This is a genomic window from Methanosarcina sp. DH2, from assembly GCF_020804225.1.
Lineage (GTDB): Archaea > Halobacteriota > Methanosarcinia > Methanosarcinales > Methanosarcinaceae > Methanosarcina.
Genome location: NZ_WJBI01000023.1, coordinates 1 through 25,632 on the forward strand (window position 1 = coordinate 1; position 25,632 = coordinate 25,632).

Sequence of the window (25,632 nt, forward strand, 5' to 3'; positions counted from 1 at the left end):
AAGCTGAATGGTCTGGTAAAACAGTTTTGAAGATAGGTCAATGGGAATCATCTTCAAAAACTTGTAACGTTTGTGGTTATAAGCATCCAAATTTGACAGAAGATATTAGAGAGTGGCTTTGTCCTTCCTGTAATGTTTTGCATGATAGGGACATTAATGCAGCTATCAATATAAAGAAATTCGCCGTAGGGACTACGGTTTGAGCCTGTGGACCGGGAAAAAACGGCAACCGCCTAGTATGAAGCAGGAAGCACCTTCCTCAAAAATCTGAGTTTACGAAGATTTTAGGTAGGTGTAGTTCACACACCTAAGTTCTCCGAACTCCCGTTTCGGATGACCATGACAGGGACTTTTGAACCTCTTATTACTTTTTCTGCAACACTTCCCATCAGAAACTTTTCGAATCCGGTTTTTCCGAGTGTACCCATTACTATCAGGTCCATGTTATTATTTTCTGCAAAATTGATAATTTCATCACCAGGGTGGCCATCTAAAAGAACCTCTCTTACCGCCACTCCTGAGTCCTCTACGATTTTTTTAACTTTAGACAATATTTTCTTTCCATCGTTCATTATTACTTCGTGGATCGTTTCTTTGCAGGCAGTCCAATTTTCAGAAATTACAGAAGGTGTATCCACTACGTAAAGGACGTGGACAGTGGCTCCGCTAAGCTTTGCAATCTCAATACCGCAAGAAACAGCTCTCCGGGAGTTAGCAGATCCGTCTGTTGCAATCACAATATTCCGGTATAAATTACTTGACATATATTGTCCTCCGTCACAAATTTTGATTTGCATTAAACTTCCATGAAAAATTACAGTGTAATACAGGTGTAAAGAACTAAACATCCACCATGGTCTACAACTTCTTTCCCGTTCTAAAAAAAATGTAGGCTCAAATGTGTAAACTCTAAACACTTTATAATAATACACTCATCTCATTTTAAATATGAGTGTATGAGACAGTAAGAAAGTGGCAATTCCGGAAAAAGTTACTCACAGCTTCCAGTTATTCTATTCTAAAATAAACAAATATCACTTCTCAATCTGTCGGTATTGTCGTCAAGCATGCCCGCAAATAATACCTCAGTTTTCTCCCTATCTCGCCGCGCAGGGTTTTGGCCGGTCCGCCACTAACTAAGAAAAAAAGAAAGCTGAACATCCAATGCAATTAAAAGAAATCCAATACAATGGGAAAACAGCCACTTGATATGAAAAATCACTCTCTTACTTCAGGAGGCTGGGTTTAAATTCACAGGATTACAAGTGCTCTCTTCCGTTTGTGTAGCGGTCGTTCCCAAAAATTTCGGACGCCTCCGCCATCTTTCCTGGCGGCTCTTACCAAAAGGAAGAAAAGGGTAGAAGGAAGAAAGGGGTAGAAGGAGTAAGGAGTAGAATGAAAGAAATTTAGAAAGGAGAAGTCTAGAAATAATAAAAAGCAGTGCAAGATAACAAGTTTAGAATTTGAAATCAGGAAAGTGTAAAAGAATCAGTTTGTAGAAATTGGGATATAAATACAGATGCTCAACATTGAAAAGAAATCCGTTTTAGCACAGATTGAAGCATTTGAATCAAGCGGCAAAAAAGAAGGATAGAGAGTGAATATCAGCAGTGGAAAGGATCTAGCTTTCATGACTTAAGATAGTATCACAGATTGGAATACATATAAAACTGTTTTTTAAATTTTGGATATTCGAAAATGCAAAAATAGTTTATAAATAAAATAAGAAAAGAAGGTCTGATTTAAATATTCTTTTTTATTTTCCTTTTCTTTTCTTATCCTGTTCTTTTGTTTTGTTGTCCGGCATCTTAACTTCCTCAACTGGTTTTTGAACTTTGCCGTTAGTTTCCTTATCTATCTTATCTCGTTTTGCTGCTTTCTGTTTCTTGGTCGCCAAGTTGTAAACCTCTGGTAATCCTTTTTACAAATGAATAATTATAAAACAGTCAGATACTATATAAAGGTTCATCTTTCTTCAATCCGTTCTCATAGTTTCCTATAATTGAATATCTGAAATTCAGCCCCGGTACTTTATGAACAGCTGCACACTAAGGACGAACAGATAGAAAAACTAAATAAGAGGATGCATAAGCAAGCGGTCCATATTCAAGTTTGATACAGGAAAATAGCAGGTTAAATATCAAGCTGCTTCCGGAGACTATGGAAAATAAATATCACTTTCTCTTTCTTCTGTAAAACAAATAGAAAATAAGGATAATCAAAATAAAGAACGCTGCAATGAGTAATTCTCCAGGTATTACTTGAGTAGTCATTATAACAGAAGAGCTTGAAACAGTGGACATACTGTTATTAAAGATTGAAAAAAGTTAAATAATTTTTCCAAAAGTTCTCTTTTTTGTTCTCTTAAAAATACTTCAAAGCCTGGAAAAAGTTTTACTCTTTAAAATGAACTCTAAAAATAAACTTAAATAACAAAGTTGATTGAGGACCTCTATTATAAGTCCTCAACTGTATTACCGCATGAGACCTGCCAGTTCTTAATCTTCTTTACGGTGACCTTTATGGTTTTTGCAAGCTCAATTGCATCGGCTTCAACAAGGGCTTCTATGCTATTTATTCCTGCATCCTCGAGCTTCCCTGCAGTGGCTTTTCCTACGCCTTCGATGTCTTTAATGGATTTGGGCCTTTCTTTTTTCGGCTGCTGGGCCTGCACTTCCTGCTGGGTTTTCTGCCATTCGATAAAATTGCACTGGGGGCAGCCAAGATCCCAGGCTCGTTTTCCCTGATTGATTATGCGGATATGGTGCAGCCCGTGAGTCTCACAGGATTTATCTGTGACAATTATCTGGCCACTCTTTGGCAGGGGCAGGGAGAAGGTGCAGTTAGGGTAGTTGCTGCAACCTATGAAACGGCTTCCCCTTTTCGAGCGACGGATCATGAGATCGTTTCCGCATAAGGAGCAGGTGCCTATGATTTTATCCTCTCTGAGGCCTGCTTGCAGGGACTCTATAATATTATCCCTGTTTTTGTCAAGTTCCGAAAAGACCTGCTTGAGCATCTCCCTGGACTCTTCAAGTACGGAATCTTCCTTGATTTTGCCTTCTGCAATTTTGTCCATGTTTTCTTCAAGCAACTTTGTCATGTCCGGTTTCGTAATTGTGGGAGAGTATTTCTCAAGAGTATCCATTACGGCAAAAGAGGTATTTGTAGGCTGTACCGGGTTTCCGTGGATATAAGCCCTGGAATAAAGCTTGCTGATAATCTCGTGACGTGTAGCTTTTGTGCCAAGCCCGAGGTCTTCCATTATATTGATCAGCCTGCCCTGACCGTAGCGTCCGGGTGGCTGGGTTTCTTTATCCAGCATTTCTTTCTTTATCACTTTCAGGGAATCTCCTTCCCTGAGTTCCGGAAATAGACGGTCTTCCGGAGCATTGTAAGGATAATACCAGCGCCAGCCGTGTTCCAGCAGCCTTGCTCCGTTTGCCCTGAACTCTTCCTCGTCGATATCAAGCCTCAGACGCATGGTCTCCCAGGTGCTCGGGCCAGCAAAGGTTGCAAAAAAGCGCCTGACCACAAGCTCGTAGACCTTCCATTCCTCTTCTTTTAAGTCAGTTTTCTTTGCCAGGGAAGCAGGATAGATAGGTGGGTGGTCTGTTGTTTCTTTTTTCCCACGGGTGGGGACAAGTTCAGCTTTCTCAAGAAGGGCATTTGCATATTCCTTGAAAGGCCCTTCCTTAAAAATCTCAATTAGAGCCTTCAGGTCCAGAGTATCTGGATAAACCGTGTTGTCTGTCCTGGGATATGAAATGTATCCGTTCGTGTAAAGAGATTCAGCTATACGCATGGCGTTTGCGGGGCTGAGCCCGATTGAGTTTGCCGCGCTGATAAATCCGGTAGTATTAAAAGGAGTAGGGGGCTGGTCAATTTTCGTCCCTTTTTCTATCTCTTTTAATTCCGCTTTTTTTCCAAGTTTCTTGAATACCTTTCCAGCTTCCTCTTTGTCCAGGAAACGGCGGGTTGAGTGCTGGGCGGAAAAAGTTTCCCTTGATGCGGTTTCAAGTTCGGCATGGATCTCCCAGTAAGGGGTCGGGACAAAGATATTCCTTTCTTTTTCCCTGTCAACTATAAGAGATAGGGTTGGGGACTGCACCCTTCCTACAGAAAGGAACATTTTCCCGAGCCTGCCTGCTGCAAGGGAAATATATCGGGTAAGGGCAGCTCCCCAGACCAGGTCAATTACCTGCCTTGAGTGACCCGCATCTGCGAGGTTAAAGTCAACATCTGTAGGATTTGCAAATGCAGCATCAATTGCTTTTGGAGTTATTGCACTGTAACGTACCCTGTCAAAAGGGATATCCGGGTTCACCTTCTTTATAATGTTCAGAGCTTCGACTCCTATCAGTTCCCCTTCCCGGTCGTAGTCAGTTGCAATGGTGACCCTGTCTGCTTCTTTTCCAAGGCTCTTTAAAGCAGTCACTATCTTCCGGTTGATCGGAGTTGTTGTAATCTCGGCGTCTATCAGGGCTCTGGCATCAACCTTCTGCCAGTTGTTGTACTCTTTTGGAAAATCTATCCCGACAATATGGCCGGAAAGCCCTATTACTGCAGTCTCCTGCCTGTTTTCGCCGGATCCGATCTCGTACCGGTATACGTCTACTCCGCTGACTCTTTCCTTCTTGGGACTTTTTGGAGCCAGAATCGCAGCTATCCTCCTTGCTGCTATGTTCTTTTCCGTTACGATAAGGTGCATTTAAAACTCCGGTATAACTTTTCTTAAATTTTGTGGAGGAATACTGGCGTACCCCAAAACTCCTGCCAGTCTGAGTCGAAGCCTGCCTCCTAATTCTTGAAGTTTCCTTTTGCAATATAAATTTTTGGATCAAATATTAAGATTTTCTGCCATCCGTAACTAAAATCAGGTTCAGATATTCCTTTTTTGCCTGTTTTACTTTTTTGCAAAGCGCTTTTTGATCCGGTTTTTGCTTGAGGCTTCAAAATTCGTCTCAAAATTTCTTAAGTTATCTTATTCTTCATTGGATTCTTCTTATTCTTCATTAGATTCTTCTTATTCTTCATTGAGTTTTCCTGTTCTTCATTGATTTTTAATAAGTGCCAGAGCAAACTCTACAGCTTCCTGCGGGCTTCTTGCCCTCTTTACGCCTTCTATTTTCCATTTACAGTCGAGTACAAACACAGGTTTTCCCATTTTCAGCCCAAAGGCGATTTCCGAAAGAGTCCCGTATTCCCCGGAAACAGCAATCAGGGCATCCGAGGATTGGGCTATAAGGGCGTTTCTGGCATGCCCCATTCCACTGAGAATCGCTATGTCTATCCATGGGTTTGCGTCTTCTCTACAGGTTCCGGGTAAAATCCCTATGGTCACCCCTCCTTCCAGTTTTGCTCCATGCGCTGCTGCTTCCATCACCCCACCCAGGCCTCCGCATAGAAGAACAGCTCCTTTTTTGCGATCTCTTTTCCCACAGCTTCTGCAAGGGCTCTCGTCTCATTGCTGCAGGTCCCGGCCCCTATAACCCCAATCTGCTTTCTTACTGGTGCTTTCACTGTATATAACTCCTTTTAGCTCTTTTATTTGAGGTCCGGTCAGGTAGCGCCTCTGTTATCGAGTGACTTCGATATAATTGCTTTTCTCTGGATGTAGCTTTCTCTGGATGTAGCTTTCTCGTGTAGGTTCTCTGAATGTAGCCGCCCTCAGATGTAATGACTCTGGATTTCCACAATCTCGGTACTGTTTTTTGCAGTTGCGTATTCATCAAGAGGCTCCCTGTTCAGTTCAAGAAAGCTGTGCCCCCAGTTAAACTTGGAAAGGACCTTTTCTGCCTGCTCTTTGTGCCCCAGAATATAGAGGGCTGCTGCAAAGGCTTCTGCCGAGTTGAGTTTGAAGGGCCTTCCGAAGTTGACAGGGTTGCCTGCAAGAAGATATGGAAGAGCCCTGTGTTCAAGATTCAGTTTTCCAAGCTCAGGAAAAATTCGTTCAACTTCTTCCCAGGAGCAGTCAAGTACGATTATTCCTTTCTTAGGGTTATCAGCTGGCGACAGGGCTTTTTCCGCCATCGGGTCGAGCAGGATCGCTGAACGTGGCAGCCTCTCCACCCTGTCATAAAGTCGGGCAAGCTCAAAGCGAGCCATTTTTCTTCCTGTGCATTTTTTTGGGTCGCACTGTCCGGCATGGTAGATATAAAGGGAAATATCCCGGGGCTTTTCAGAATTCATCATTGATCCTCTGGAATGTGGGCTTTATATGTCTTACGTCTTTGCTTCTTCTCTCTTTTATTCACAAATTCACCAGGCCTGTTCTATGGCAATTCATCAGTCTCGCCCTCATCCGAAAATTTCCGGATTTTTGAGCCTTTTTAGCCGGAACTTTCTGGAAACGTTGCGCAAAAATTTCGGAATTTATTTATACACCTCACTGTTTATTCTCTAAAATATTAGATATGTTAGGCTGTTTCATTCAATTTTTATTTTATTCCATGTTCAAGAAGATTTCAAACCTATATGCTCAGGTTTTTGCACCCTTTTCCAGGTAGGTTACTTTTTCCTGGACACCTGAGATTTTCCATTCCCTTTAGCAGAACGGTACCTGATAAAAACGCCAGAGGGGTGTGAAAACATGTCCACAAACTAATTACTTGAGAGAGGTTTTTCATGATAAATGTGAAAATTATCATCAGTTTATTGCTTTCTGTTATCCTTATTTCGGGATTTGCGGCAGCAGATCCAGGTGAGGAGACATCTAATGAAAATGAATCCGCTGCACAGTTTACCACTATCTCAGACCCGGTTGCAGAAGAAAGTTCCGGGGAAGAATATTCTTTCGCTCCTATTAATCCCGAATTTCTGGAATATCAGGAACAAATGGATAAAAAAGAAAATACTGAAAAATTGCTCTTTTCTTCTCTTAACTCGTTGACTTCCGAACAAGAGGCTGAAGCTGAACTGGAGGCTGAAACTGAACCAAAGGCTGGAGCGTATGCAACAGGGCTGAACCCTGCTCCTGTAGATCTTTCGCATCTTCAAGTGGTTGAGGGTATGGAAGGTTCAGGTTCTTCCGAATCTTTCTATGACCTTCGGGCTCTTGGGAGAGTCAGCCCTGTAAAGGACCAGAAAGATGAGGGAAGCTGTTGGGCTTATGGTTCCTATGCTTCGCTTGAGTCCTATCTGCTCCCCTCAGAAACCTGGGATTTTTCGGAAAATAATATGAAAAACCTGCTTTCACCCTATTACCCCGAGAGCTTTGATTATTATGAAGGTGGCTTTACTCTGATGTCTGCAGCTTACCTCACACGCTGGAGTGGGCCTGTCATTGAAACAGATGATCCCTATGATCCTCATTCCAGTATTTCTCCCGAAGGGCTTCCGGCAGTAAAACATGTGCAGGAAATTCTGTTCATCCCGGACAGGCATGGGGCTCTGGACAACGAGAATATCAAGTGGGCTCTGCAGGAATACGGGGCAGTTGCCTCCACAATATATGTAGACCTTGACCTTTTTGCTCCTGTTAGCAATAGCTATTATTACGCCGGCCAGGAATTTCCCAATCACCTGGTTGCTATTGTCGGCTGGGACGATTCCTTTGATAAAAATAAATTTAATCCGGCTGCTCCGGGAGACGGCGCCTTTATTGTAAAGAACTCCTGGGGGCCTGATTGGGGAGAAGAGGGTTATTTCTACATCTCCTATTATGATTCGAAAATAGGCAAAGATAATGCCATTTACACAGCAGAGGATCTCGGTGACTTCGATTCCGTATACCAGTATGACCCCCTGGGCTGGGTCAACAGTTTCGGTTATGCCCGAAAAACATCTGCCTGGGCTGCCAATCTCTTCACAGCCGAGGAGAATGAAACACTCAATGCTGTCAGTTTCTATACTACGGATTCAGGGGCTGAGTATGAGGTCTATATCTATACCGATCCGGTTTCCGGGCCTGTAAATCCTGAAGGCTTGAAGGCATCCGAAAACGGGACATTTACTTACGCAGGGTATCACACCGTCCGGCTGGACCGGGGAGTTCCCCTTGCCGAAGGGCAGAATTTCTCGGTGGCGATCAGGTTCACCGCTCCTGAATACGGATATCCCCTTGCTCTTGAGTGCCCGGTGAAAGATTACAGCAGCCAGGCTTCTTCCTACGCCGGGGAAAGCTATGTCAGCCCTGACGGCCTGAACTGGATAGACCTTTCTTCTATCCTTAAAAATTCAAACGCCTGCATAAAAGCGTTTACTGACAGAGATGCAGCTCCGGAAGCTGCTTTTGTACGAAATGTTACTTCGGGAGCTGCCCCGCTTACGGTTAATTTCTTTGATGCCAGCATTAATTCCCCGACAGCCTGGGAATGGGATTTTAACTCGGACGGGACCATAGATTCAACTGAACAAAACCCGGTGCATACGTACACAAAAGCAGGACTTTATACGGTAACATTTTCAGTGGAGAACGAATTCGGGGCTAATAGTAGTTCCAGGACGGACTGTGTTTCCGTGGGGGAACAGGCGGCGATTCTGTATGTTGATGATGACAATGCATCTGGTACTGTATCCGGCACTTATTCTTCCATTCAGGAAGCAGTGGACAGGGCAGCTGCCGGTTCAACGATTATTGTCCGCGAGGGCTGGTACAATGAAACTGTAAATGTTGATAAGACACTGACAATCCGATCCGAGTCCGGGCCTGAAAACACCGTGGTCCAGTCTGATAATCCGGAAGATTGTGTGTTTTACATTACCGCCGACTCCGTAAATATCAACGGATTTTCCATAGTCGGAGCAGGCAAGTACTCAAATGGGCTTTTATCCAATTATGGAATCCTACTTTATAATGCCAATGAAAACAGCATCTGTAACAATATCCTCACAGACAATCTGCTCGGAGTTTGCCTGTACAGCTCATCTAACAATACGGTGCAGGCAAACAACGCCAGTTCAAATATCCATACAGGGATTTACCTGTATGATTCCCATAATAATACTCTCTACAGGAACAGAGCTATTTCAAACAGTTGCGGCATCTACATTAGAGGTTCCGGGGGCAACAGGCTCCGCTGCAATGAGATGAGGAACAATAAATATAATTTGAAAATTACAGATTTTGCTTCCTTAAACGATATAGATAAGAGCAATACCGTTGACTGCAAGCCTGTCTACCACATTATCGGGGAAACCGACCTGGAAATAAACGCATCTTCCAGGGCAGGGGTCGTTTTCTGTATGGACTGCCAGAATGTGACGGTACGGGACCTGGACCTGGAACACAACTATTGGGGAGTTGTCCTTTGCAATACAAGCATCTCCCTGCTTGAAAATAATACGCTTGCAAATAACAACATAGGAATGTATCTCCTGGATTCCGGGTATGGGAAAATCGCAAACAACAGTGCGGTTTCAAATGGGGAATGCGGTTTCATGTTTGAGAACGCCTGTGGAAATACCATTGAGAACAATACAGCAGATTCCAATATATTATACGGGCTCTACCTTAGCAATTCCTGGGGAAATACTCTCCAAAACAATACGATGTCAGACAACTGCTTTAACTTCGGAGCCGAGGGAATGCTTGAGCCGAACAGCATAGAAACAAACAATCTTGTGGACGGCAAGCCGGTCTATTTCTACGTAAACGAGCCTGAAGGCATTGTGCTTGATTCAAGCTCAAACGCAGGAACTGCTTATTTCATTTCCTGCCAGAACGTTTCAGTCAGGGATCTTGTCGTGGAAAATAACGTGTGCGGTATTTACCTTTACAATACAAGTGGGGCAAGGCTTGAAAATAACAGCGTATCGGACAACCTTTTTGGGATCTATCTTGAAAGTACTGATGGCGGTATGCTTGCCAACAACAGCGCCTCATACAACGATGCTGGCATTTATGTTTTAAGTTCGGAAAATACTACCATCACAGACAATATCCTTTCGGAAAACGGATATGGTATCTGTCTGGCTATTTCCGAGAACAACAGCTTGCTTAATAACAATGCCTCAGACAATTACAACGGAGTTTACGCATATGAGTCAGAAAATAATACGTTTGAAGGAAATCTGGCAAATTGCAATTTTGAAGGCATCTATCTGGAGTCTTCAGACAATAATAAATTAATCAATAACGATGTGTCGGAAAATAGTTACGGCATCGATCTGACAGATTCAAACAATAATTCTCTGGATGCGAATACTGCAAGCTTAAACTATTACGGGTTTTCGATGTGGGTTTCCGAAAACAACACAGCTACGGGCAATGATGCCAGTTCAAACTTAATGGGTATTTTACTCTGGGTGTCTGAAAACAACAGTTTAATCAACAATACTGTCCTTGAAAATCTGTACGGTGTCTACCTTATAGATGAAAATATAGGCATCGGGGACAAAATAAGTCCAGATGGCAATACTCTTACGTCGAATGTTGTCTCAAACAACTTTGGAACGGGCATAATGTTCGATGAGAGTTATGGAAACCTGATTTACAACAATTATTTTAACAATACAAAGAATGTTGAAGACGAATACCTGAACACCTGGAACAGTTCCGAAGTCGGGAACTACTGGAGTGAGTATGAAGGGCAGGATGCTGATGGTGACGGAATAGGAGACATACCCTATGTTATCAATTCTCACACAGGCAGCCTGGATTATCTGCCAGTAATCTGTCTTTTCGATTGTCCGGTTCTGCCTGAAGATAACATTTCTGAAACGCAGGATACTCAGGATTCAACTAACATTTCGGAAGGGCCCGCAGAAAACTTCTGGGCAGTTGAAGTCTCGCAACAAAGTGTATCTGAAGACTCGAAAACCGAGTTCAGCTTGAGCAGCCCTGAGGCTGGCATCCATGGAGTAAGTTTTGAACCCTGGAAACATTCTACATTGGTCGCCTTCGGGGTTGAGGCGCTTAAAGAGGATTCCTCAGGTGCCGACCGGGAGCTGGACAGTAAGCTGAACATTGATCTCTCCCAGGATTTTGAGGCCTCTCAGGTCATTGAGGTCTCCCGGGGTATGAGTCTTCTGGCAGGCAGCGAAGAATTTGAAAATCCCGAGAGTATCAAGAAGACAGTTATGGAATTAAGAGTTTCAAAAGCCTGGATTGAAGAAAATAACGTCGATATCTCCACGATCATCCTTAAAAGGTTTAATGAAGGAGACTGGACTTTCTTTACAACGGCGATGACTGAAGAAGACGATGAATATTACTTCTTCGGGGCTGAAGCTCAGGCTTTTCCCAGTATGCAACTATGGGAACAAAAATGACACTGGGGATTATTCGGAAAAAAAGAATTCCGATACTGAGCTCGCGAGAAGAGGTTTAGGTTGAAGAAAACCTTAAACCTAAAATCTTCTTATTTTTTCGATTTGATTTTGATCCCTTTTCCAATTTAATATCTTTCGCTTTTTTTCGCTCAAGAGGACTAAATAAAAATATCACTTACCTCACAATTGTATTAGCCGTACCTAACGTTTCTGCCACGCTCGACGCAGAGAGGAGTCTTTCAAACAAATAAAAAGATGAAGAAAAAGATGAAGAAAAAGATGAAGAAAAAGATGAAGAAAAAGATTAATAGCGAAAAATGCTTATTTCCATTTCTGCTTTTATGATTTTCACTGTTTTTTCAAACTTCTTTTTTCTCCTTTTTTCTTTATCTCGGATTTTTCCTTCTTTTTTTTCTCAACTTATTACTTTATTACTTTTTCAATTATTTCCCTTTTTTCGAAAGACCCCCAGCCAAGCTGATGACGTTCCTGATAAAAGAGTCTTTTTTGAGTACTAATAATAAGTTACTTTATATCCAATGATTTATATATAATTGACAATATCACTGCTTCATCCTCGGGAGAATGTGGGGAGGGAATTAATCCTGGTACTGAAACTGATATTGAAATTAACATCGAAATTGAGATCCCAAATGAATCTCGTCTTCATATGCTGCAGCGATAGATGAATAGTTTATTTCAGCCTTCATCATGCCGGGCTTTCAATGATGGAATAGATGTACTCAATCAGCACCTTTTACAATGAGATAATTTGAGATTAATTAAGGGTAAGCTGTACAGATGTGAATTTCATCAATGGACTGTTCGAAATGAAGAAATTGCTCTTCTTTGTGGGAGGAAGGCTGTTTTCTTTTTGACTCTGGCTATTCCGGAGTGTATCGGGAATTCTCCGGAAACAGGAAACTCAGTGCTCAGAATGAGTAATGTCTCTTTAGCTGTGCTTACACCTGTATCCTGGTAGCTGGAAGTATCGATTGAAGCACTAAAAGAACTGGGGAGTTAGATTAATATGGAACAACCAATCGATGTCATTGAACAACCAGTTGATTCTGAAAGCGAGGTAGGGTATGAAATTCTGGAAGCACCCTGGTGGGTGGTTCTTCTGGAAGGGGTTATCGCTATTATTGTTGGCTTATTCCTGTTATACAGACCTGCAGTAACCACTATCTTTCTCTTACAAATCCTGGGTATTTTCTGGCTTGCAGGAGGAATTCTTTCCGTTTTAGGGGCGTTCATATTCTCGGGGAATAGGTTATGGAAACTACTTTCAGGTATCCTGAGCATTATTGCAGGAATCGCTATACTGATGTACCCTATTTACAGCCCTTTCGTAGTACTCACATTCTTCGTTATTTTCATAGGGATATGGGCTATAATCAGCGGTGCTGCAAAACTTGCCTGGGGACTTAAAGGGGGAGGGTGGGGGATGGGAATCCTTGGTGTCCTCACCATAGTCCTTGGTCTGCTCCTTCTAACCAACTCTCTGGCAGGAGCCCTGGCTCTACCGTGGGTATTCGGCTTCTTCCTCGTTATCGGGGGAATCGGGGCAGTCATCGGAGGACTGAAAATGCGAACCTGAAGAAGGAGTTTTTCAAAAAAAAATAAGGAGACAAGAATATGGAAATACCTATCGGTATTACTATACTGGCCGGTGTGGCCGTGCTTCTGGCATTTTTAAACGTGATTGCAATGCTTCGGTTTCTTGGATTTTTACCCTTTCTGGGGGTTCTGGATATCCGAATTTTCAATTTCTGGTACGCCCTGATGTACGGTCTGCTCGCCTACATATGGGCCTGGGTAGCCCAGCTCTGGCAGGTAGACCCACAAGCCTGGCTCTCCCTGGCTGTCATTGCAGTCTTTAACCTGTGTCTGGCTTTTGTGGTGCTGGTTACCGGAGGCTCCTGGTATGACATTAATCTGTCAGTTATAGTTCACCCTTATTCTTATTTGCGTCATGCTGCCTGGGGCGAGGGGAACATTCGGAACGGATTAAGGAGTGGTGTGCTGCTGGCAGTAGATTACGATTTTCAGGGTGATGAAAAAAGGGTTCCTGATCTACTGCTCCAGCTTTGTTTATCCGGAGGGCAGTCTGCCCGCGAACTGGATAAGGGGATCTTCTTTACCGCAGGTATTGCACCTTATCCCCGGCTATCGGAGATGGTAAGATAGAGGGAAAGACCGTACTTGTCGCACTAGCGCTTGCAATGTTTGTGCTAGTTATTGATACGACGATAATGAACGTTTCGATTTCGACGCTCATTGAAGATTTTGATACTGACGTTGCCACTGTCCAGGCTGCCATTACACTATATGCCCTTGTAATGGCATCTTTTATGATCACCGGGGGAAAGATCGGAGATATTATTGGCAGAAAAAGGGCATTCCGAATAGGACTGATCATCTACGGTGCTGGTTCTCTCCTGACTTCAATCAGCCCGACAATGGCTGTATTGTTTATAGGCTGGTCGATCCTTGAAGGGTTTGGAGCAACCCTTGTCATGCCTGCTATCCAGACTCTCGTGACCTCAAACTACAGCGGGAAGGACCGTGCCCTTGCCTATGGCATAATAGGGGGAATTGTTGCAGGCGCAATTGCTCTCGGGCCCATTATAGGAGGCTGGCTGACAACTGAGTACACCTGGAGGCTTGCTTTTGCCGGGGAGGTAGTGGTCGTGCTCATTGTCCTGTTGTTAAGCCGGTATATTCAGGATTCGCTCCTTGAGACTGAAGAGAAACCCAGGCTGGATATAGTCGGCTCGATACTCTCTGCACTTGGGATGGGGTTTATTGTTTTTGGCGTATTACTGGCAGGGACCTATGGCTGGTGGAAAGCACGTCAGCCCTTTTACATAGGAGGAATTGAAATTTCCCCGTTCGGCCTCTCCCCTACCTCAGTGTTTATTTTAGCAGGAGGCATTATCCTGCTGTGCTTTGCCCTCTGGGAACGCTACGTCATTAGTATGGGGAAGATGCCGCTCATAAGGCTCGATGTGCTCAGGGACCGCGGGGTTACTTCAGGCGTTTTTGTCCAGATGGTTCAGACCCTTCTCATAGGAGGTTTTCTGTTCAGTATGGCTCTCTTCTTTCAGATCGCCCTGGGCCTTAACTCGATGCAGACAGGCTTTCTCTACCTTCCCCTTTCCATACCGCTTTTAATTGCTTCGCTTACAGCATCCCGATTATCTGCCCGCATAGCTCCAAAGCGCATTATCCAGGTTGGGCTACTCGTACTTATTGCAGGGCTTTTACTGGCTATTGCAACCATTAATGTGGAGGTTAGAGGGCTTGGCCTGCTGACAGGGTTTGCCTTAATAGGTATAGGTGCAGGAGTTATAGCATCCCAGATAATGAATCTCGTCCTCTCCCAGGTACTTCCTGAAAGAACGAGCGAGACAGCTGCCCTTATGAGCACTTCCCAGAACCTGGGCATGGCTATTGGGACTGCCCTGATGGGCTCCATCGTCATTGCGGGCCTGGTGGGAGGAGCCATTACTCTTACTGATGACAGTACTGTTATTCCAGAGGACCTCAAGCCACTGATAATATCGGCAGTAGAGGAGAATGCCCGCTTTTTGAGCAATGAAGAACTGACGGATATTCTGAAAGATGCCCCTCCTGACCTTTCACAGGAGATCGTGCGGATCAATGAAATCTCCCGCATTCAGGGGATAAAAGCTTCCCTCTGGGGGCTGGTGATTTTTTCAATATTCGGAATTATTGTCTCGATCTTTCTGCCGCCTGAAATTTTGGTTTCTCCAGAAACAGAGCAGTAAAATAGCCAAAAAGTTTAAAAAAAATCTGAAAAGATTTAAGGCTGGAAAAATTATTTCTGATCCAGATCCCAGGATGAAAATATTTTTTCTCTTTTTTATTCACTTTATTGAGGATAAAAACCTGTTTCCCTACTTTTGTGGCAATTTTGCTTAAAAAGCAGGACTTTTCTGCCAATTAAAGGTCCTGAGCCCGTTTATTTCAGAATTATAATATTGAGAATGAAAAAATATATATCCATAGTTTTTGCAGTAGAGTTGATGAGATCTTCCTTGATCACAGTTCTCCTGTCTTCCGAGAAGAGGACAGATCTGCTTTTGTTTCTAAAAGAGAAGCCCAGGACCATCGAAGAAATCAACTCCGAACTCGACACTAACTCTGTCGCTATCCTGCCCCAGCTTAAAAGGCTGAAAGAAAACGGGCTTGTGGTTCAGGAGGACAGAGCATACAGTCTCTCCCTTCTGGGGAAAATCCTTGTTCGAAGAATGGAATCTCTTGTGAAAGCTTTCAGGCTACTTGAGGACAACTACGATTACTGGTCAGGTGTTAAGCCAGGAGGAGCCCCACTCACATTTTTTAAGTTAATGGAGGAACTTATGGCATTGATACCTGACAGCAGTCAGGACGAAGATGCTTCTTCAGCATACCAGAAAACGACTGAGGCTCTTTACAGCTCAAAACAGATTCTTCTGATCATTTCACATTATGATCTGCGCTATCCGGGCATCTGTGCAGAAAATGCAAAAAAAGGACTGAGGGTATCAATAATACTAACTCAATTAGTATTTGAAAAATTTATAGAAGAATTTAAAGGAGAGCTTGATACCCTGCTACTTCTTGAAAACTTTGAAATTTATGTGCTGAACGAGAATATCACTCCACCTACAATTGCTGTAACTGATACTATGGTTCTTACCTGCTTTTCTACCGGTAAAAGTTATGAAAGTGAGAACAACACTATAGCCAGTTTCGGAGAAAAAGCCGTGAACTGGGGTCAGGAAACTTTTGAATACTTCAGGGTACTGGCCAAACCTCTGGGACCCATGCCATCAAATCAGCTTCTTCTTCCAGATCAGAGGGGCGATTCTAAGTAAAAAGAAAATAGCTCTGAATTGTGCTCTTAGAACAGAATGCTCATGAATTATCGTGTATGAAGCAGTATTGAAAGGAGAAGGCTGCCTTTTTTATTCTTGCATCCTTTCAAGCACTTTTTCAGCTTTTTCTCTTACCTCTGCAAAAATATCTTTGCCTTTTGAATCAATTCCTACAATAAGCGGCCCGAATTTTTCAACCCTGAGAACCCAGACAGCTTCAGGCATGCCAAGGTCAAGCCAGTGGACGGTTTTTACTTCTTTTATTAGCTCTGCGGCAAGGGCTGCACATCCTCCTGTGTATGCGAGGTAGACGCACCTGTTTTTGAGTGCATCTGCAACACCTTTCATTCCACCTTTTCCGATAATTGCCCTTACTTCATTGTTTTTCAGGAGAAGAGGGGTCATTTTTGACATCCTACCGCTGGTTGTCGGACCTGCTGAAACTACTTTCCAGCCGGATTCGGTCTGCTGCATAAGGGGACCGCAGTGATAGATAACTGCTCCTTCAAGGGAAAAAGGAAGTTTTTCTCCTTTTTCTTCCATTTCGAGAATCCTTGCATGAGCTTCATCCCTGGCTGTAAGGATTTCTCCTGAGATGTAAACAATGTCTCTTGCAGTGAGTTTCTCGATATCTTCTAACTTAAGCGGGGTCTGCAGATGATATTCCATTATTCTACCTCCCCGAATACGATTGAAGCATGCCTGTTTGCCCAGCACTGTATGTTTATGGCAACAGGGAGTGAAGCGGTATGGCAGTGTGCGGTTTTTACGTGTACTGCAAGGGCGGTCGTACTGCCTCCGAGGCCCATACAGCCGATTCCAAGGGCGTTTACCGCGTTCAGAATTTCCTTTTCAAACTCGTTCATGGGGGCATCCAGAGGCTCAAGAAGGGCTTCTTTTGCAAGCCTGGCTGCTGCATCAAAAGAACCTCCTATCCCCACACCTATTGTCAGGGGCGGGCATGGCATCCCTCCGGCGTTTACCACGGTCTCAAGCACGAAATTTTTGATACTTCCGGTTTCTGTGGGGTTAAGCATGCGCAGTGAACTCATATTCTCGGAACCTGCACCTTTTGGGGCGGCAGTGATTTTTAATTGTTTTCCCGGAACCAGCTTCCAGTGAATATCCGGGATTCCTGATCCTGTATTATCCCCGCTGTTTTTGCGGCTCAGGGGATCCACTGCATTCGGGCGCAGAGGGACTTCGACTGTTGCAAGGGTAACTGCTTCCTTTATTGCAGCTTCAAGGTCAAAACCCGGCTGAAACTCGTTCCCGAGCTCGGCAAAAAAGATCATGATGCCTGTATCCTGGCACATTGGAACAGCGTGATTTTTTGCAAGCTCGATATTCTTCAGAATTGCCTGGAGCTGGGACTTTGCAACCTGATTTTCTTCTATGGCTTCAGCTTTTCTGAGCGCATCCACCACGTCATCAGGAAGCTCGATTTCTGCTTTTCGCAGGAGGTCTGCAATAGACCGGATAAAGGTTTCACGGCTGATTTTTGAAGACAAAAGACCACCAAAATGGATTAGACGGATAGAAAATAAACATATGATAAATAGAAAATAAACGCAGGAGAAGAGATTTTAATCCCGAATGCCTAGCGAATAAATCCTGAACTTTCTGGGAATTGCGCTCTTTGATTAAATAAATTCTTGTCCCCTGAACGCTCAAGGTACAGTCTTTGCTTTTATTTTTGCGAGTCTGCAGCCGGCGGCTTTATACTGACATGTTTTTCAGGATACGCTATTCTGCTCCTTTTGCAGATAAAAGACTCTTCCAGATCAGCAGCCATTTGCTTTGCGAGCGCCGCGGGAATGCCCATAATCATCAACTCGGGTGGAAGCCATGGGTTTCCTGTAGGATCGACAGGCCCAACATAAGCTGAGTCCTCAGGTGCATTTTCTGCCATGCCCGCCGGAAAAGCAATCATCATGGAACAGGTAGGGCCTCCGGGTATTACCGTTTTAAAGAAGGGATTGGAGTTGCTGAACTGCGCCAGCCCGCAGAGGTTTCTGATCTGCTCACTGCCTGCAAACAGGATAAAGGCCCTGACAGTCTCAGGTGCAACTTCATCAGTACACGGCGCAATAACTGTGTATTTGCCATGGGGAGTAATTTTCCCTGCGCGTTCTTTCTGCTCATCGAACAACTCAGGGGTCGCCTTTAAGTGTTCGGCTGCACCGCCCCGGAAGTCCGGAGTGCCCACAGTCACGAAGTACTTCAACTTCGGGTGCGGTTCAGCAAGCCCCATCCATACCAGTCCGCCAGCGCAGCACTGTTCGTGTCCGACTTCGACATAGAGGGCGGGAGTCTCATTTAAGAGGGCGGAAATGTAAACCGCCTTTGCCACACAGCGGTCTACAGTATACGATGGGACTGCACTCTGCGGGATCTCATCCGTTGCATAGACACAGAGAGGGCGCAGTTGCAGCCTTCCGGCTTCTGTAAGCTTTTTTCCAAGCTCTTCAACGCTTAACGTTGCAACATTCCCCATTACATCACTTTCCCCTGAATTTGCTTTGAAAATACTCTTTCTGCTCATACTGTTTATTTTTTATTTTCACTCTTTAATCCAGCCCTTTTCCATCCAGTAGTCGCAATTGTGAGCCCAGCGTTCTTTATTGGCAAGGATAGAATGTTTGAACCCTTCTTTCCATGCCTGCTGCCTGGCTTCCTGTTCAGGGTATTGTCTTTTCTCTTTTATCGCTTCAACAAGGTCTTTGCCCATTCCACGCGATTTTTCGATTGCTGCTTCTACCGCTTCAGGGCCAAGGTACATTGAACATCCCACGCCTCCTATAGATTTACCTCCGCACTGTACCATGAAATTGTTCATAATATCCAGGATAAAATCGAGCTCGTCGCCGCCTGCAGTTGTTAAGGACATGCTGTACTTTCCTTCAAAGAGCTGCTCATGGATAACAAGCGGGCATCTATCAAAAACTGTCTTGAGCTGAGCTGTCACATTTGTTATGTAGTTAGGGCTGCTCCAGATTATGCCGTCTGCAGCCAGTAACTTCTCCAGCAAAGCCGGAAAGTCATCATTTATCGAGCATTCACCTTTTTTATGACATTTATCACATGCTATGCAGTATTTTATATCCAGCTTTGCAACATCAATAGACTCAACTTCAGCTCCTGCTTCTGCAGCTCCTTCAAGGGCTGCATCCAGTAATTTTAAGGTATTGCTGTTCTTGCCTCTCGGGCTTGATGATATACCGACTATTTTCATGGTTTTCCCTCTCTTTATTTTTACAAAATTTTTACAGAAATAACAATACTGTATTCAATTAAAACTTTATTGTGTTCTCTATTATATTCGCTGGTTGGGGAAATTACGAATTATAGCAGTTTCAAAATAGAGTTTCTTTCTGGAAGTGATTTAAAAACATAATTCCTAAAAAATAAGAGACCATTTTTGTTAAAAGTTCAAAATAAGAATTTTGATTGAGCTTGAGTGTTTTAATGCCTTAAACCCAACCAAATTTACAAAATAGTAGGTAGTTATCTTTTCATAAGTGTTGCAATAAAGAATATGCAGAGGCTACTGAATAAACTGATTCCAGGTAATAAAGGAACTTCACATTTTGCATATATGTCTCTTATTGAGTTTGAATTAACCATGTGCCATTCAGCCTTGTTTCCATCAATAAAATCAGCATTGGAATCAATTATTTCATTTGGCATCTCTAAATAGTAATGTATTTTTATAGCGGAATCCATAGCTTCATTCATGCCGAAGGGGTCTTCTTCATCTTTTCCATAATCTGAGGCTAGGTCCCCAATCGGGTCTCTATATGTTAGATAATCTCCGCTTATTTCTGTATATGCTTTTTCCGAAGAAAGACCTGTCATAATTATCCTGACGTTGTCTCCATTTCACTCTTCCTTATAATCTCCACCCTGCGAGGTCACACTCTCTCGCAAAGATTCTCCATTTTCGGAAGCCTGGGAATTTAACATACCATATACAAAGGAGTTCGTGTCCATTATCATGTTATATTGAACAATCTCTCCGTTTTTGTTTACCTTTGATTCAAATGACATGTTAATGCATCCGCTCATAAGAACCATAAGGACAATAGATAAACCCAAAACCAATTTTTTCGTTTATAATGTCTCCTGCATAGTAATGTAACTGTATAATTTATTCAAAATTTTCTCTTGATATATATTTCGATTTTGTCTCAATAATCAATTCTAAAGGTGCTCTATTTTCTTATGTTCCGGAGACACTGGAAAGGATTTTACTATTACAGTTCATCGAGAATAAAAAGCAATAAATTTTCGGTTTTACCATTTTAGGTTGCGGGTCAGTAACTGAAAATTGTATACAGAGGAGTTATTCTCAAAATACATAATTATTTTCAACTTTTACAAAACAGTGAAGAACCCAACGTGGCAGAAGATCATATCTTACGGAAGAGCCAGTGTATTTTTTTAAAATCATTATTATATAATTCTGAAAAAACTTAAGAAGTTTTATGTTCTACACATTCATTATTTGGGTTCATGGAAGAAAATGTAGGTGTTTCTCTGGATAGTCAGGTTGTGGAAATGGTTAAAATAAATGAAAGCGTTTTTTGCCGATCCTGCGGGAAGCAAATCAGGTCAGATGCTGAAATTTGCCCGCATTGTGGAGTGAGACAAAAAACTAATGTTCAGTCTCTATCCCCAAAAAATCCTGGTTTTGCAGCTGTAGCTTCATTCCTGTTTGCGGGATTAGGACAAATTTACAACGGCGAATTTGTAAAGGGTTTTTTATTCATGGCTATCCAGATAATTAATTTTTTACTAATATTTGTTTTCATAGGAATGATTACTTATCCGATAGTTTGGGCAATCGGTATCTACGATGCTTACAAGACTGCTGAAAAGATCAATGCAAAAATCGCAGAAGCCTAAATCTGTTGATTTTTTTCTGTTGATTTTTTTCTTTTGTAAATTTATTGCATGGTACGGTGTGGGATCAAGAATACCTAGCCCTTCGCAAGCTGTCCGACAATTTCCAAAAGTAATAACTTAATTCTTATTTTTCTGTTTAAAGGCTTTATATGCTTTATTTTTTCATATTTTTGTTCTGAAATGGAATTGTCGGACAGCTCCTTCAGAATACACACGGATTGATTATCAGACCAATTTTAGGAGTTAGTTTGTCTGGTCTGAGAGCACCTCAAATGTGAAAAGATTGTAATGTACAAAATTATATTCATAGACCGATAGCTAATCAACTGTTTATCAGAATACCAAAATAATTGGAAACGTAAGGAAAGTGAACTGTTTATTAACCCTGACCCCTAACACATTGCAGATATTCTTCCTGAGCAAAGCCGAGGGTGCTGGCTAAGCAGAAAAATAGATCAACGGAACGATAATAACATGTTTGAACAAACTTTTAAAAACATCGATGATACTCTTCGTAAAGATGCCGGTTGCAGTAGCGAACTTGATTATGTGGAGCAGACTTCCTGGATTCTTTTTTTGAAATATCTGGACGATCTTGAAAGAGATAACAAAGATAAGGCAGAGCTGAAGGGTGAGGTTTATACAGACATTATCAGTCCGGAGTATAAATGGGAATCCTGGGCAGTTCCCAAAGACAAAGAAGGTAAAATAGACCATCAAAACGAGCTTACAGGCAGTGATCTGGAGGATTTTGTAAACCTCAAGCTGTTTCCCTACCTGAAAAAGTTCAAAGTCGATTATCACGAGAACGCCAATACTATCGAATACAAAATCGGGGAGATCTTAAGCGAGTTAAGAAATAAGATTCAGAGCGGATACAACCTGCGTGAAGTCCTGAATACGGTCGATGAACTCCGCTTCCGTTCTCAGACAGAAAAGCATGAGATGTCGCACCTGTACGAGGATAAAATTAAGAACATGGGCAATGCTGGCCGAAACGGCGGCGAATATTACACTTCCCGTCCTCTTATCAAAACAATTGTGAAGGTGGTTTCTCCCTCCATCGGTAATAAGGTGTATGATGGGGCTGTGGGTTCTGCCGGTTTTCTGGCGGAATCCTTTGAATACATGAAAGAGAGCAAGAAACTGACCACGAACAAAGACCTGACCACCAGAGATATGGAGATTCTTCAGAAAGAAACATTCCACGGTAAAGAAAAGAAGTCGCTTGCCTACATCATCGGCATCATGAACATGATTCTGCACGGCATCGAGGCTCCCAATATTGTGCATACCAATACCCTTACCGAGAACATTTCCGATATTCAGGAAAAAGACCGTTACGATATCGTAGTTGCCAATCCCCCATCTGGCGGCAAGGAACGCGCTGAGGTACAGCAGAACTTCCCTATCAAAACCGGCGAAACCGCTTTTCTGTTCCTCCAGCATTTTATAAAAATTTTAAAAGCAGGCGGCAGAGCTGGCGTAATAATCAAGAACACCTTTCTTTCAAATACCGATAATGCGTCCGTGAGCCTGCGCAAAATGCTGCTGGAAAGCTGCAATCTGCACACGGTTCTTGATTTACCAGGCGGTACTTTCACGGGTGCAGGGGTTAAAACAGTAGTTCTTTTCTTTGAAAGATCTTGAAGAATAGTCCGTCTTTTGTAACCGATAAACAGCATATCTGTGCAAATTTTTTAACAGAAAACTTGAATCCGGTTTAAATATTATTTTTGTCAAATTCTCCAATTATGAAAATAATCGGTTCATTTATTCTTCTCGTTTCTCTTTCCATCGTTATCTTGTGCGGCACGATTGCTGCTGAAGATATGATGAATGACGCCAAAGCAGAAAACAGTACTGAAGCTGCCGCAGCGCAAAGCGCAATAAGCCCAACTCTGATATTAATGGGCTTTTCGTCACTCGTTATCGGTGCAATGATTGTGATTAATGAATATAGGTGATGCTTATGGGCTTATATGAAAAAGCAAAAAGAGTAGGGAGGTTGTGAGCATGATCAAATATGTTTACGGATACCCTGTAGAATGTTTACGGATACCCTGTAGAAGTCCCAGACCCCGAACCTCTGCAAAAGCGAATAAAAATCGGCATGCTGCGCGAGCTTTTTAGACGGCATGATATTCGTTTTTCGATGGATCGAGCATGGAGGTGGAGATAATACCCCCAGCACAAACAATGCTCCCAAAAATGCTTGATGCTGCCAGTACAATGCAGGAATTTACAGCTCGCACGCTTGCAGACAAGATAGGGACTGATCTGAAAAAGGTTGCAGACCTCCTTGGACTCCATAACCGCAGAGGATCTGGATACTTCAGGAGGCTGCGGAGAGATGGATGTCTTTGGGTGTATACCAAGCCTGAGTTAAGCGGAATACTCCACTGAAAGAAGCGCGAGAAGCGGAAGCCGCAAGGCATGTACGTTGGCTCGATGCACAGGAAGAAAGGCGGAGAAAGAAAGAAGCTGAGCGAAAAGCACGTGCGGAAGCAGCCAAAGCCAGAGAAGTAGAATGGAAAAGAGACCGCGAAGCGAAAAACGCGGAGCGGAGAGAGCGGATTGAGGCTATACTCGCACCATATCGAGCTTGGTCGAAGCGGACAATGAAAACGATATATGCGTATGTGGGGGAAAGAATTCTATTTCGTGTTCCGGCACACATCTGCACGCAGTATGGCTGGAAAAAATACAGTAGATTTTCAATTCTGACCGATCCTGATACGAAGAAAATCACCCTACTGGAAGCAGGTGAAGAACACGAACACGAAGAAATTGTTTTCGGTGACACTCTCCAGATCTCGATTTCCGCGCGGATCTGTGAGGCTACTGGATGGGAATATGGGGATGTGATTTCGGTGGATTTCAAGGGACGGGAAATTGTACTTCAGAAGGTGAAACGATGATCATACCTCTATCTTTATGGGTGTTTTTGGCTGTTTTTGCAGTCGGAGCATTCTGTTTTTGTTTGTTCGTCAAGGATCGAAACAACTATAGCAATGTGATTGCAGGCGCTATCGCGATTGTCCTCTGGTTTGTCGCAGGTTTGCAACTCTTCATAGGGATCAGCTCGGAGGGCGCTGTATATGTTTCAGGATCTTTGGCTTGGATATTCCTTGCGATCGGAGTGATTCAAGGCATCATCACCTTTGTGTTGGTCTTGGACATAGTTGCCGAACGAAAAAACAGCAGGAGCACTTACATGGGCTTAGAGGGCTTGAAATAAGATGGTTGACTCCGGTAAGGCTCTGACAGTGATTGCAGGGATTACCCTCGCAGCCTTTTGAGGCTGCTGAAAAAGAGATAAAGGGGCTGGTTTATCCAGCATTCCACTTAATTTTATTTAAGAAATGTGAGATGTGATTATTTATTATGCTTGAATTTTGGTTCTTTAGCAAAAAATGCCTTAATAGGGTTTACTTTTTGCGGTTGTATTCTAGTACCTATTTTTGCATCGTGAGGGTATATTGTAATTGGACAATAATCACCAGAAGCAGATTTAGAATGCGTTTCTAGTGTCTCTCTCATATTTTCACCATACCTATTTACTATTAAGTTTGTATTAATATCTTTTGGCTTTTGGAGTCAAATTCAAGTTATATCTATAAAAAATAGCTTGATACACAAACGAATTATTGGGAAGTCCTGATAATTTGGAATTGTTCTGAGTAAGATGGTTTTGTGTGTAATTATTTATTGATATATTGTCTGATATGTTATCTGAATCGTTAAAACTATCAGACGTTACATTAGGTTGTTGTGTATCTACACATGAGTACCATATGGAAAATATAAATAATAAAACAGTGCTTATAGAAAAAAATATTACAGCCGTTTTTAATAATGAATTTTTTGTTGCATTAACTTCATTGTTATATGAAATTCCGTCGTTTAATCCGTCCGACACTGTTTTAATAAATGGTCTATTTCTGCGAATATATTCACGCATTACATAATCTGTATCTAGTACCCACATTGACTCATTACCATGAAAAAGAGACTTCATAGCAGCAACTAGCGTAATAGTGAGTGAGATAATGCAAATGATGTAAAACACTAGCATATATACATGACTTCTAAGTGCATTTAAATGACTAAGACCCAAATCTGCACCGAAGACCAATAACACTCCGATAAATCCTATAATACAGGTGGCTTTGTTCTCTATGCTTTGTGTTCTCTGCCATTCAAGCAAATATCTATCATTTAAAATCTCATATACATTGTCGTCTACGTTGCCATCTAAATTAGGGTCATCACTCATAATCGCTCAACGCTCAGTTGATAAGAACTCACGTTATATATAAAATAGTGTAAATTGTATAAGAGTAAAGCGATAAAAAATTTAAATTACACACGTTTGGTTAAACATCTGAAAAAGATGTTTTCCTTAAACTCAATTTTTCATTACCTTACTTGTCGTAAATTGTCGTAAATTATGACCTTATATCTCTTTCCAGCGTGATTGGTCTTGATGCATCCATTCTCTGGGCTTGTGCCTTCAAGCGTGATTTCATCTCCTACTCGTACCCACGCAAGAAATCCACCATCTATTTCAACACGTTGCGCCTTTCCGGCTTTCCCTAGATCTTCAAGAATTTTTTGTAGT

24 protein-coding genes and 1 pseudogene are annotated in these 25,632 nt (G+C 42.6%); 12 read left to right on the top strand and 13 right to left on the bottom strand.

Annotated elements, in window-relative coordinates:
• A partial coding sequence (locus tag FXV91_RS18335; RefSeq protein ID WP_229392237.1) for a transposase occupies positions 1 to 203 on the top strand: 203 nt, incomplete at its 5' end.
• 96 nt (positions 204 to 299) lie between these two features.
• Here FXV91_RS18335 and FXV91_RS18340 read toward each other — a convergent pair.
• The 6 genes and pseudogenes from FXV91_RS18340 to FXV91_RS18365 all read right to left on the bottom strand — a co-directional run bounded on the left by FXV91_RS18340 (position 300) and on the right by FXV91_RS18365 (position 6,192).
• Positions 300 to 764, bottom strand: coding sequence for a universal stress protein (locus FXV91_RS18340; protein WP_229392238.1), 465 nt, complete (start codon positions 762 to 764; stop codon positions 300 to 302).
• Between the two features lie 992 nt (positions 765 to 1,756).
• A complete protein-coding gene (locus FXV91_RS18345; RefSeq protein ID WP_229392239.1) occupies positions 1,757 to 1,897 on the bottom strand; it encodes a hypothetical protein in 141 nt (46 codons plus the stop codon).
• Positions 1,898 to 2,455: 558 nt separating this feature from the next.
• Entirely contained in the window at positions 2,456 to 4,711 is a 2,256-nt protein-coding gene (locus tag FXV91_RS18350; RefSeq protein WP_229392240.1) for a DNA topoisomerase I, read from the bottom strand.
• Between the two features lie 89 nt (positions 4,712 to 4,800).
• The gene (locus tag FXV91_RS18355) at positions 4,801 to 4,956 is read right to left on the bottom strand and encodes a hypothetical protein (protein ID WP_229392241.1); all 156 of its coding nucleotides are present in this window, start codon (positions 4,954 to 4,956) and stop codon (positions 4,801 to 4,803) included.
• A 97-nt stretch (positions 4,957 to 5,053) separates the two neighbouring features.
• Positions 5,054 to 5,523: pseudogene (locus FXV91_RS18360) on the bottom strand (TIGR00725 family protein).
• Positions 5,524 to 5,670: 147 nt separating this feature from the next.
• A complete protein-coding gene (locus FXV91_RS18365) occupies positions 5,671 to 6,192 on the bottom strand; it encodes a DUF367 family protein (RefSeq protein ID WP_229392287.1) in 522 nt (173 codons plus the stop codon).
• Between the two features lie 435 nt (positions 6,193 to 6,627).
• On the opposite strand from FXV91_RS18365, the gene FXV91_RS18370 reads away from it, so the two are divergent.
• From FXV91_RS18370 to FXV91_RS18390, 5 genes are all read left to right on the top strand, one after another.
• Positions 6,628 to 11,214: a NosD domain-containing protein gene (locus FXV91_RS18370; protein ID WP_229392242.1), complete on the top strand. Its 4,587-nt coding sequence runs from the start codon at positions 6,628 to 6,630 to the stop codon at positions 11,212 to 11,214.
• A gap of 1,030 nt (positions 11,215 to 12,244) precedes the next feature.
• Positions 12,245 to 12,814 carry a DUF308 domain-containing protein gene (locus FXV91_RS18375; RefSeq protein ID WP_229392243.1) on the top strand — a complete coding sequence of 190 codons (570 nt, stop codon included), beginning with the start codon at positions 12,245 to 12,247 and terminating at the stop codon, positions 12,812 to 12,814.
• A gap of 38 nt (positions 12,815 to 12,852) precedes the next feature.
• Positions 12,853 to 13,404, top strand: coding sequence for a hypothetical protein (locus FXV91_RS18380; protein ID WP_229392244.1), 552 nt, complete (start codon positions 12,853 to 12,855; stop codon positions 13,402 to 13,404).
• A gap of 35 nt (positions 13,405 to 13,439) precedes the next feature.
• Entirely contained in the window at positions 13,440 to 15,008 is a 1,569-nt protein-coding gene (locus FXV91_RS18385; RefSeq protein ID WP_229392245.1) for an MFS transporter, read from the top strand.
• A gap of 258 nt (positions 15,009 to 15,266) precedes the next feature.
• Entirely contained in the window at positions 15,267 to 16,100 is an 834-nt protein-coding gene (locus tag FXV91_RS18390; RefSeq protein WP_229392246.1) for a winged helix-turn-helix domain-containing protein, read from the top strand.
• A gap of 90 nt (positions 16,101 to 16,190) precedes the next feature.
• On the opposite strand, the gene FXV91_RS18395 is transcribed toward FXV91_RS18390, so the two are convergent.
• From FXV91_RS18395 to FXV91_RS18420, 6 genes are all read right to left on the bottom strand, one after another.
• Positions 16,191 to 16,769 (bottom strand): FumA C-terminus/TtdB family hydratase beta subunit, encoded by a 579-nt coding sequence (locus tag FXV91_RS18395; RefSeq protein ID WP_229392247.1) that lies wholly within the window; start codon positions 16,767 to 16,769, stop codon positions 16,191 to 16,193.
• Complete coding sequence (locus tag FXV91_RS18400; protein WP_229392248.1) at positions 16,769 to 17,611, bottom strand: fumarate hydratase; 843 nt, start codon at positions 17,609 to 17,611, stop codon at positions 16,769 to 16,771. Before FXV91_RS18400 ends, FXV91_RS18395 begins: the two co-directional genes overlap by 1 nt.
• 179 nt (positions 17,612 to 17,790) lie before the next feature.
• Positions 17,791 to 18,645: a DUF169 domain-containing protein gene (locus FXV91_RS18405; RefSeq protein WP_229392249.1), complete on the bottom strand. Its 855-nt coding sequence runs from the start codon at positions 18,643 to 18,645 to the stop codon at positions 17,791 to 17,793.
• Between the two features lie 18 nt (positions 18,646 to 18,663).
• Positions 18,664 to 19,335 carry a flavodoxin family protein gene (locus FXV91_RS18410; RefSeq protein ID WP_229392250.1) on the bottom strand — a complete coding sequence of 224 codons (672 nt, stop codon included), beginning with the start codon at positions 19,333 to 19,335 and terminating at the stop codon, positions 18,664 to 18,666.
• Positions 19,336 to 19,607: 272 nt separating this feature from the next.
• Complete coding sequence (locus FXV91_RS18415; RefSeq protein WP_229392251.1) at positions 19,608 to 19,958, bottom strand: hypothetical protein; 351 nt, start codon at positions 19,956 to 19,958, stop codon at positions 19,608 to 19,610.
• Positions 19,959 to 19,982: 24 nt separating this feature from the next.
• On the bottom strand, positions 19,983 to 20,168 hold the full coding sequence (locus tag FXV91_RS18420; RefSeq protein WP_229392252.1) for a hypothetical protein: 186 nt from the start codon (positions 20,166 to 20,168) through the stop codon (positions 19,983 to 19,985).
• Positions 20,169 to 20,615: 447 nt separating this feature from the next.
• Here FXV91_RS18420 and FXV91_RS18425 point away from each other — a divergent pair, with 447 nt between their 5' ends.
• The 6 genes from FXV91_RS18425 (at position 20,616) to FXV91_RS18450 (ending at position 24,249) form a co-directional block, all read left to right on the top strand.
• Complete coding sequence (locus tag FXV91_RS18425; protein ID WP_229392253.1) at positions 20,616 to 21,008, top strand: zinc-ribbon domain-containing protein; 393 nt, start codon at positions 20,616 to 20,618, stop codon at positions 21,006 to 21,008.
• 474 nt (positions 21,009 to 21,482) lie between these two features.
• The gene (locus FXV91_RS18430) at positions 21,483 to 22,658 is read left to right on the top strand and encodes a class I SAM-dependent DNA methyltransferase (protein ID WP_229392254.1); all 1,176 of its coding nucleotides are present in this window, start codon (positions 21,483 to 21,485) and stop codon (positions 22,656 to 22,658) included.
• A gap of 104 nt (positions 22,659 to 22,762) precedes the next feature.
• The gene (locus FXV91_RS18435; protein ID WP_229392255.1) at positions 22,763 to 22,975 is read left to right on the top strand and encodes a hypothetical protein; all 213 of its coding nucleotides are present in this window, start codon (positions 22,763 to 22,765) and stop codon (positions 22,973 to 22,975) included.
• Positions 22,976 to 23,207: 232 nt separating this feature from the next.
• Positions 23,208 to 23,414, top strand: a complete 207-nt coding sequence (locus FXV91_RS18440) for a hypothetical protein (RefSeq protein ID WP_229392256.1) — start codon at positions 23,208 to 23,210, stop codon at positions 23,412 to 23,414.
• A 215-nt stretch (positions 23,415 to 23,629) separates the two neighbouring features.
• Positions 23,630 to 23,929 (top strand): hypothetical protein, encoded by a 300-nt coding sequence (locus FXV91_RS18445; RefSeq protein WP_229392257.1) that lies wholly within the window; start codon positions 23,630 to 23,632, stop codon positions 23,927 to 23,929.
• The gene (locus FXV91_RS18450) at positions 23,926 to 24,249 is read left to right on the top strand and encodes a hypothetical protein (RefSeq protein ID WP_229392258.1); all 324 of its coding nucleotides are present in this window, start codon (positions 23,926 to 23,928) and stop codon (positions 24,247 to 24,249) included. The genes FXV91_RS18445 and FXV91_RS18450 overlap by 4 nt, the downstream gene beginning before the upstream one ends.
• 336 nt (positions 24,250 to 24,585) lie before the next feature.
• Here FXV91_RS18450 and FXV91_RS18455 read toward each other — a convergent pair whose 3' ends face one another.
• Positions 24,586 to 25,287 (bottom strand): hypothetical protein, encoded by a 702-nt coding sequence (locus FXV91_RS18455; RefSeq protein ID WP_229392259.1) that lies wholly within the window; start codon positions 25,285 to 25,287, stop codon positions 24,586 to 24,588.
• Positions 25,288 to 25,632: the final 345 nt, after the last annotated feature.

Excerpts from the sequence above, each read along its gene's own strand:
- FXV91_RS18350 (WP_229392240.1), bottom strand. The coding sequence starts at position 4,711 with ATGCACCTTATCGTAACGGAAAAGAACATAGCAGCAAGGAGGATAGCT.
- FXV91_RS18430 (WP_229392254.1), top strand. The coding sequence starts at position 21,483 with ATGTTTGAACAAACTTTTAAAAACATCGATGATACTCTTCGTAAAGAT.
- FXV91_RS18395 (WP_229392247.1), bottom strand. The coding sequence starts at position 16,769 with ATGGAATATCATCTGCAGACCCCGCTTAAGTTAGAAGATATCGAGAAA.
- FXV91_RS18450 (WP_229392258.1), top strand. The coding sequence starts at position 23,926 with ATGATCATACCTCTATCTTTATGGGTGTTTTTGGCTGTTTTTGCAGTC.
- FXV91_RS18410 (WP_229392250.1), bottom strand. The coding sequence starts at position 19,335 with ATGAAAATAGTCGGTATATCATCAAGCCCGAGAGGCAAGAACAGCAAT.
- FXV91_RS18375 (WP_229392243.1), top strand. The coding sequence starts at position 12,245 with ATGGAACAACCAATCGATGTCATTGAACAACCAGTTGATTCTGAAAGC.
- FXV91_RS18420 (WP_229392252.1), bottom strand. The coding sequence starts at position 20,168 with ATGAGCGGATGCATTAACATGTCATTTGAATCAAAGGTAAACAAAAAC.
- FXV91_RS18445 (WP_229392257.1), top strand. The coding sequence starts at position 23,630 with ATGAAAACGATATATGCGTATGTGGGGGAAAGAATTCTATTTCGTGTT.
- FXV91_RS18455 (WP_229392259.1), bottom strand. The coding sequence starts at position 25,287 with ATGAGTGATGACCCTAATTTAGATGGCAACGTAGACGACAATGTATAT.
- FXV91_RS18380 (WP_229392244.1), top strand. The coding sequence starts at position 12,853 with ATGGAAATACCTATCGGTATTACTATACTGGCCGGTGTGGCCGTGCTT.
- FXV91_RS18425 (WP_229392253.1), top strand. The coding sequence starts at position 20,616 with ATGGAAGAAAATGTAGGTGTTTCTCTGGATAGTCAGGTTGTGGAAATG.
- FXV91_RS18440 (WP_229392256.1), top strand. The coding sequence starts at position 23,208 with ATGCTCCCAAAAATGCTTGATGCTGCCAGTACAATGCAGGAATTTACA.
- FXV91_RS18415 (WP_229392251.1), bottom strand. The coding sequence starts at position 19,958 with ATGACAGGTCTTTCTTCGGAAAAAGCATATACAGAAATAAGCGGAGAT.
- FXV91_RS18340 (WP_229392238.1), bottom strand. The coding sequence starts at position 764 with ATGTCAAGTAATTTATACCGGAATATTGTGATTGCAACAGACGGATCT.
- FXV91_RS18405 (WP_229392249.1), bottom strand. The coding sequence starts at position 18,645 with ATGAGCAGAAAGAGTATTTTCAAAGCAAATTCAGGGGAAAGTGATGTA.
- FXV91_RS18435 (WP_229392255.1), top strand. The coding sequence starts at position 22,763 with ATGAAAATAATCGGTTCATTTATTCTTCTCGTTTCTCTTTCCATCGTT.
- FXV91_RS18385 (WP_229392245.1), top strand. The coding sequence starts at position 13,440 with ATGTTTGTGCTAGTTATTGATACGACGATAATGAACGTTTCGATTTCG.
- FXV91_RS18390 (WP_229392246.1), top strand. The coding sequence starts at position 15,267 with ATGAGATCTTCCTTGATCACAGTTCTCCTGTCTTCCGAGAAGAGGACA.
- FXV91_RS18370 (WP_229392242.1), top strand. The coding sequence starts at position 6,628 with ATGATAAATGTGAAAATTATCATCAGTTTATTGCTTTCTGTTATCCTT.
- FXV91_RS18365 (WP_229392287.1), bottom strand. The coding sequence starts at position 6,192 with ATGAATTCTGAAAAGCCCCGGGATATTTCCCTTTATATCTACCATGCC.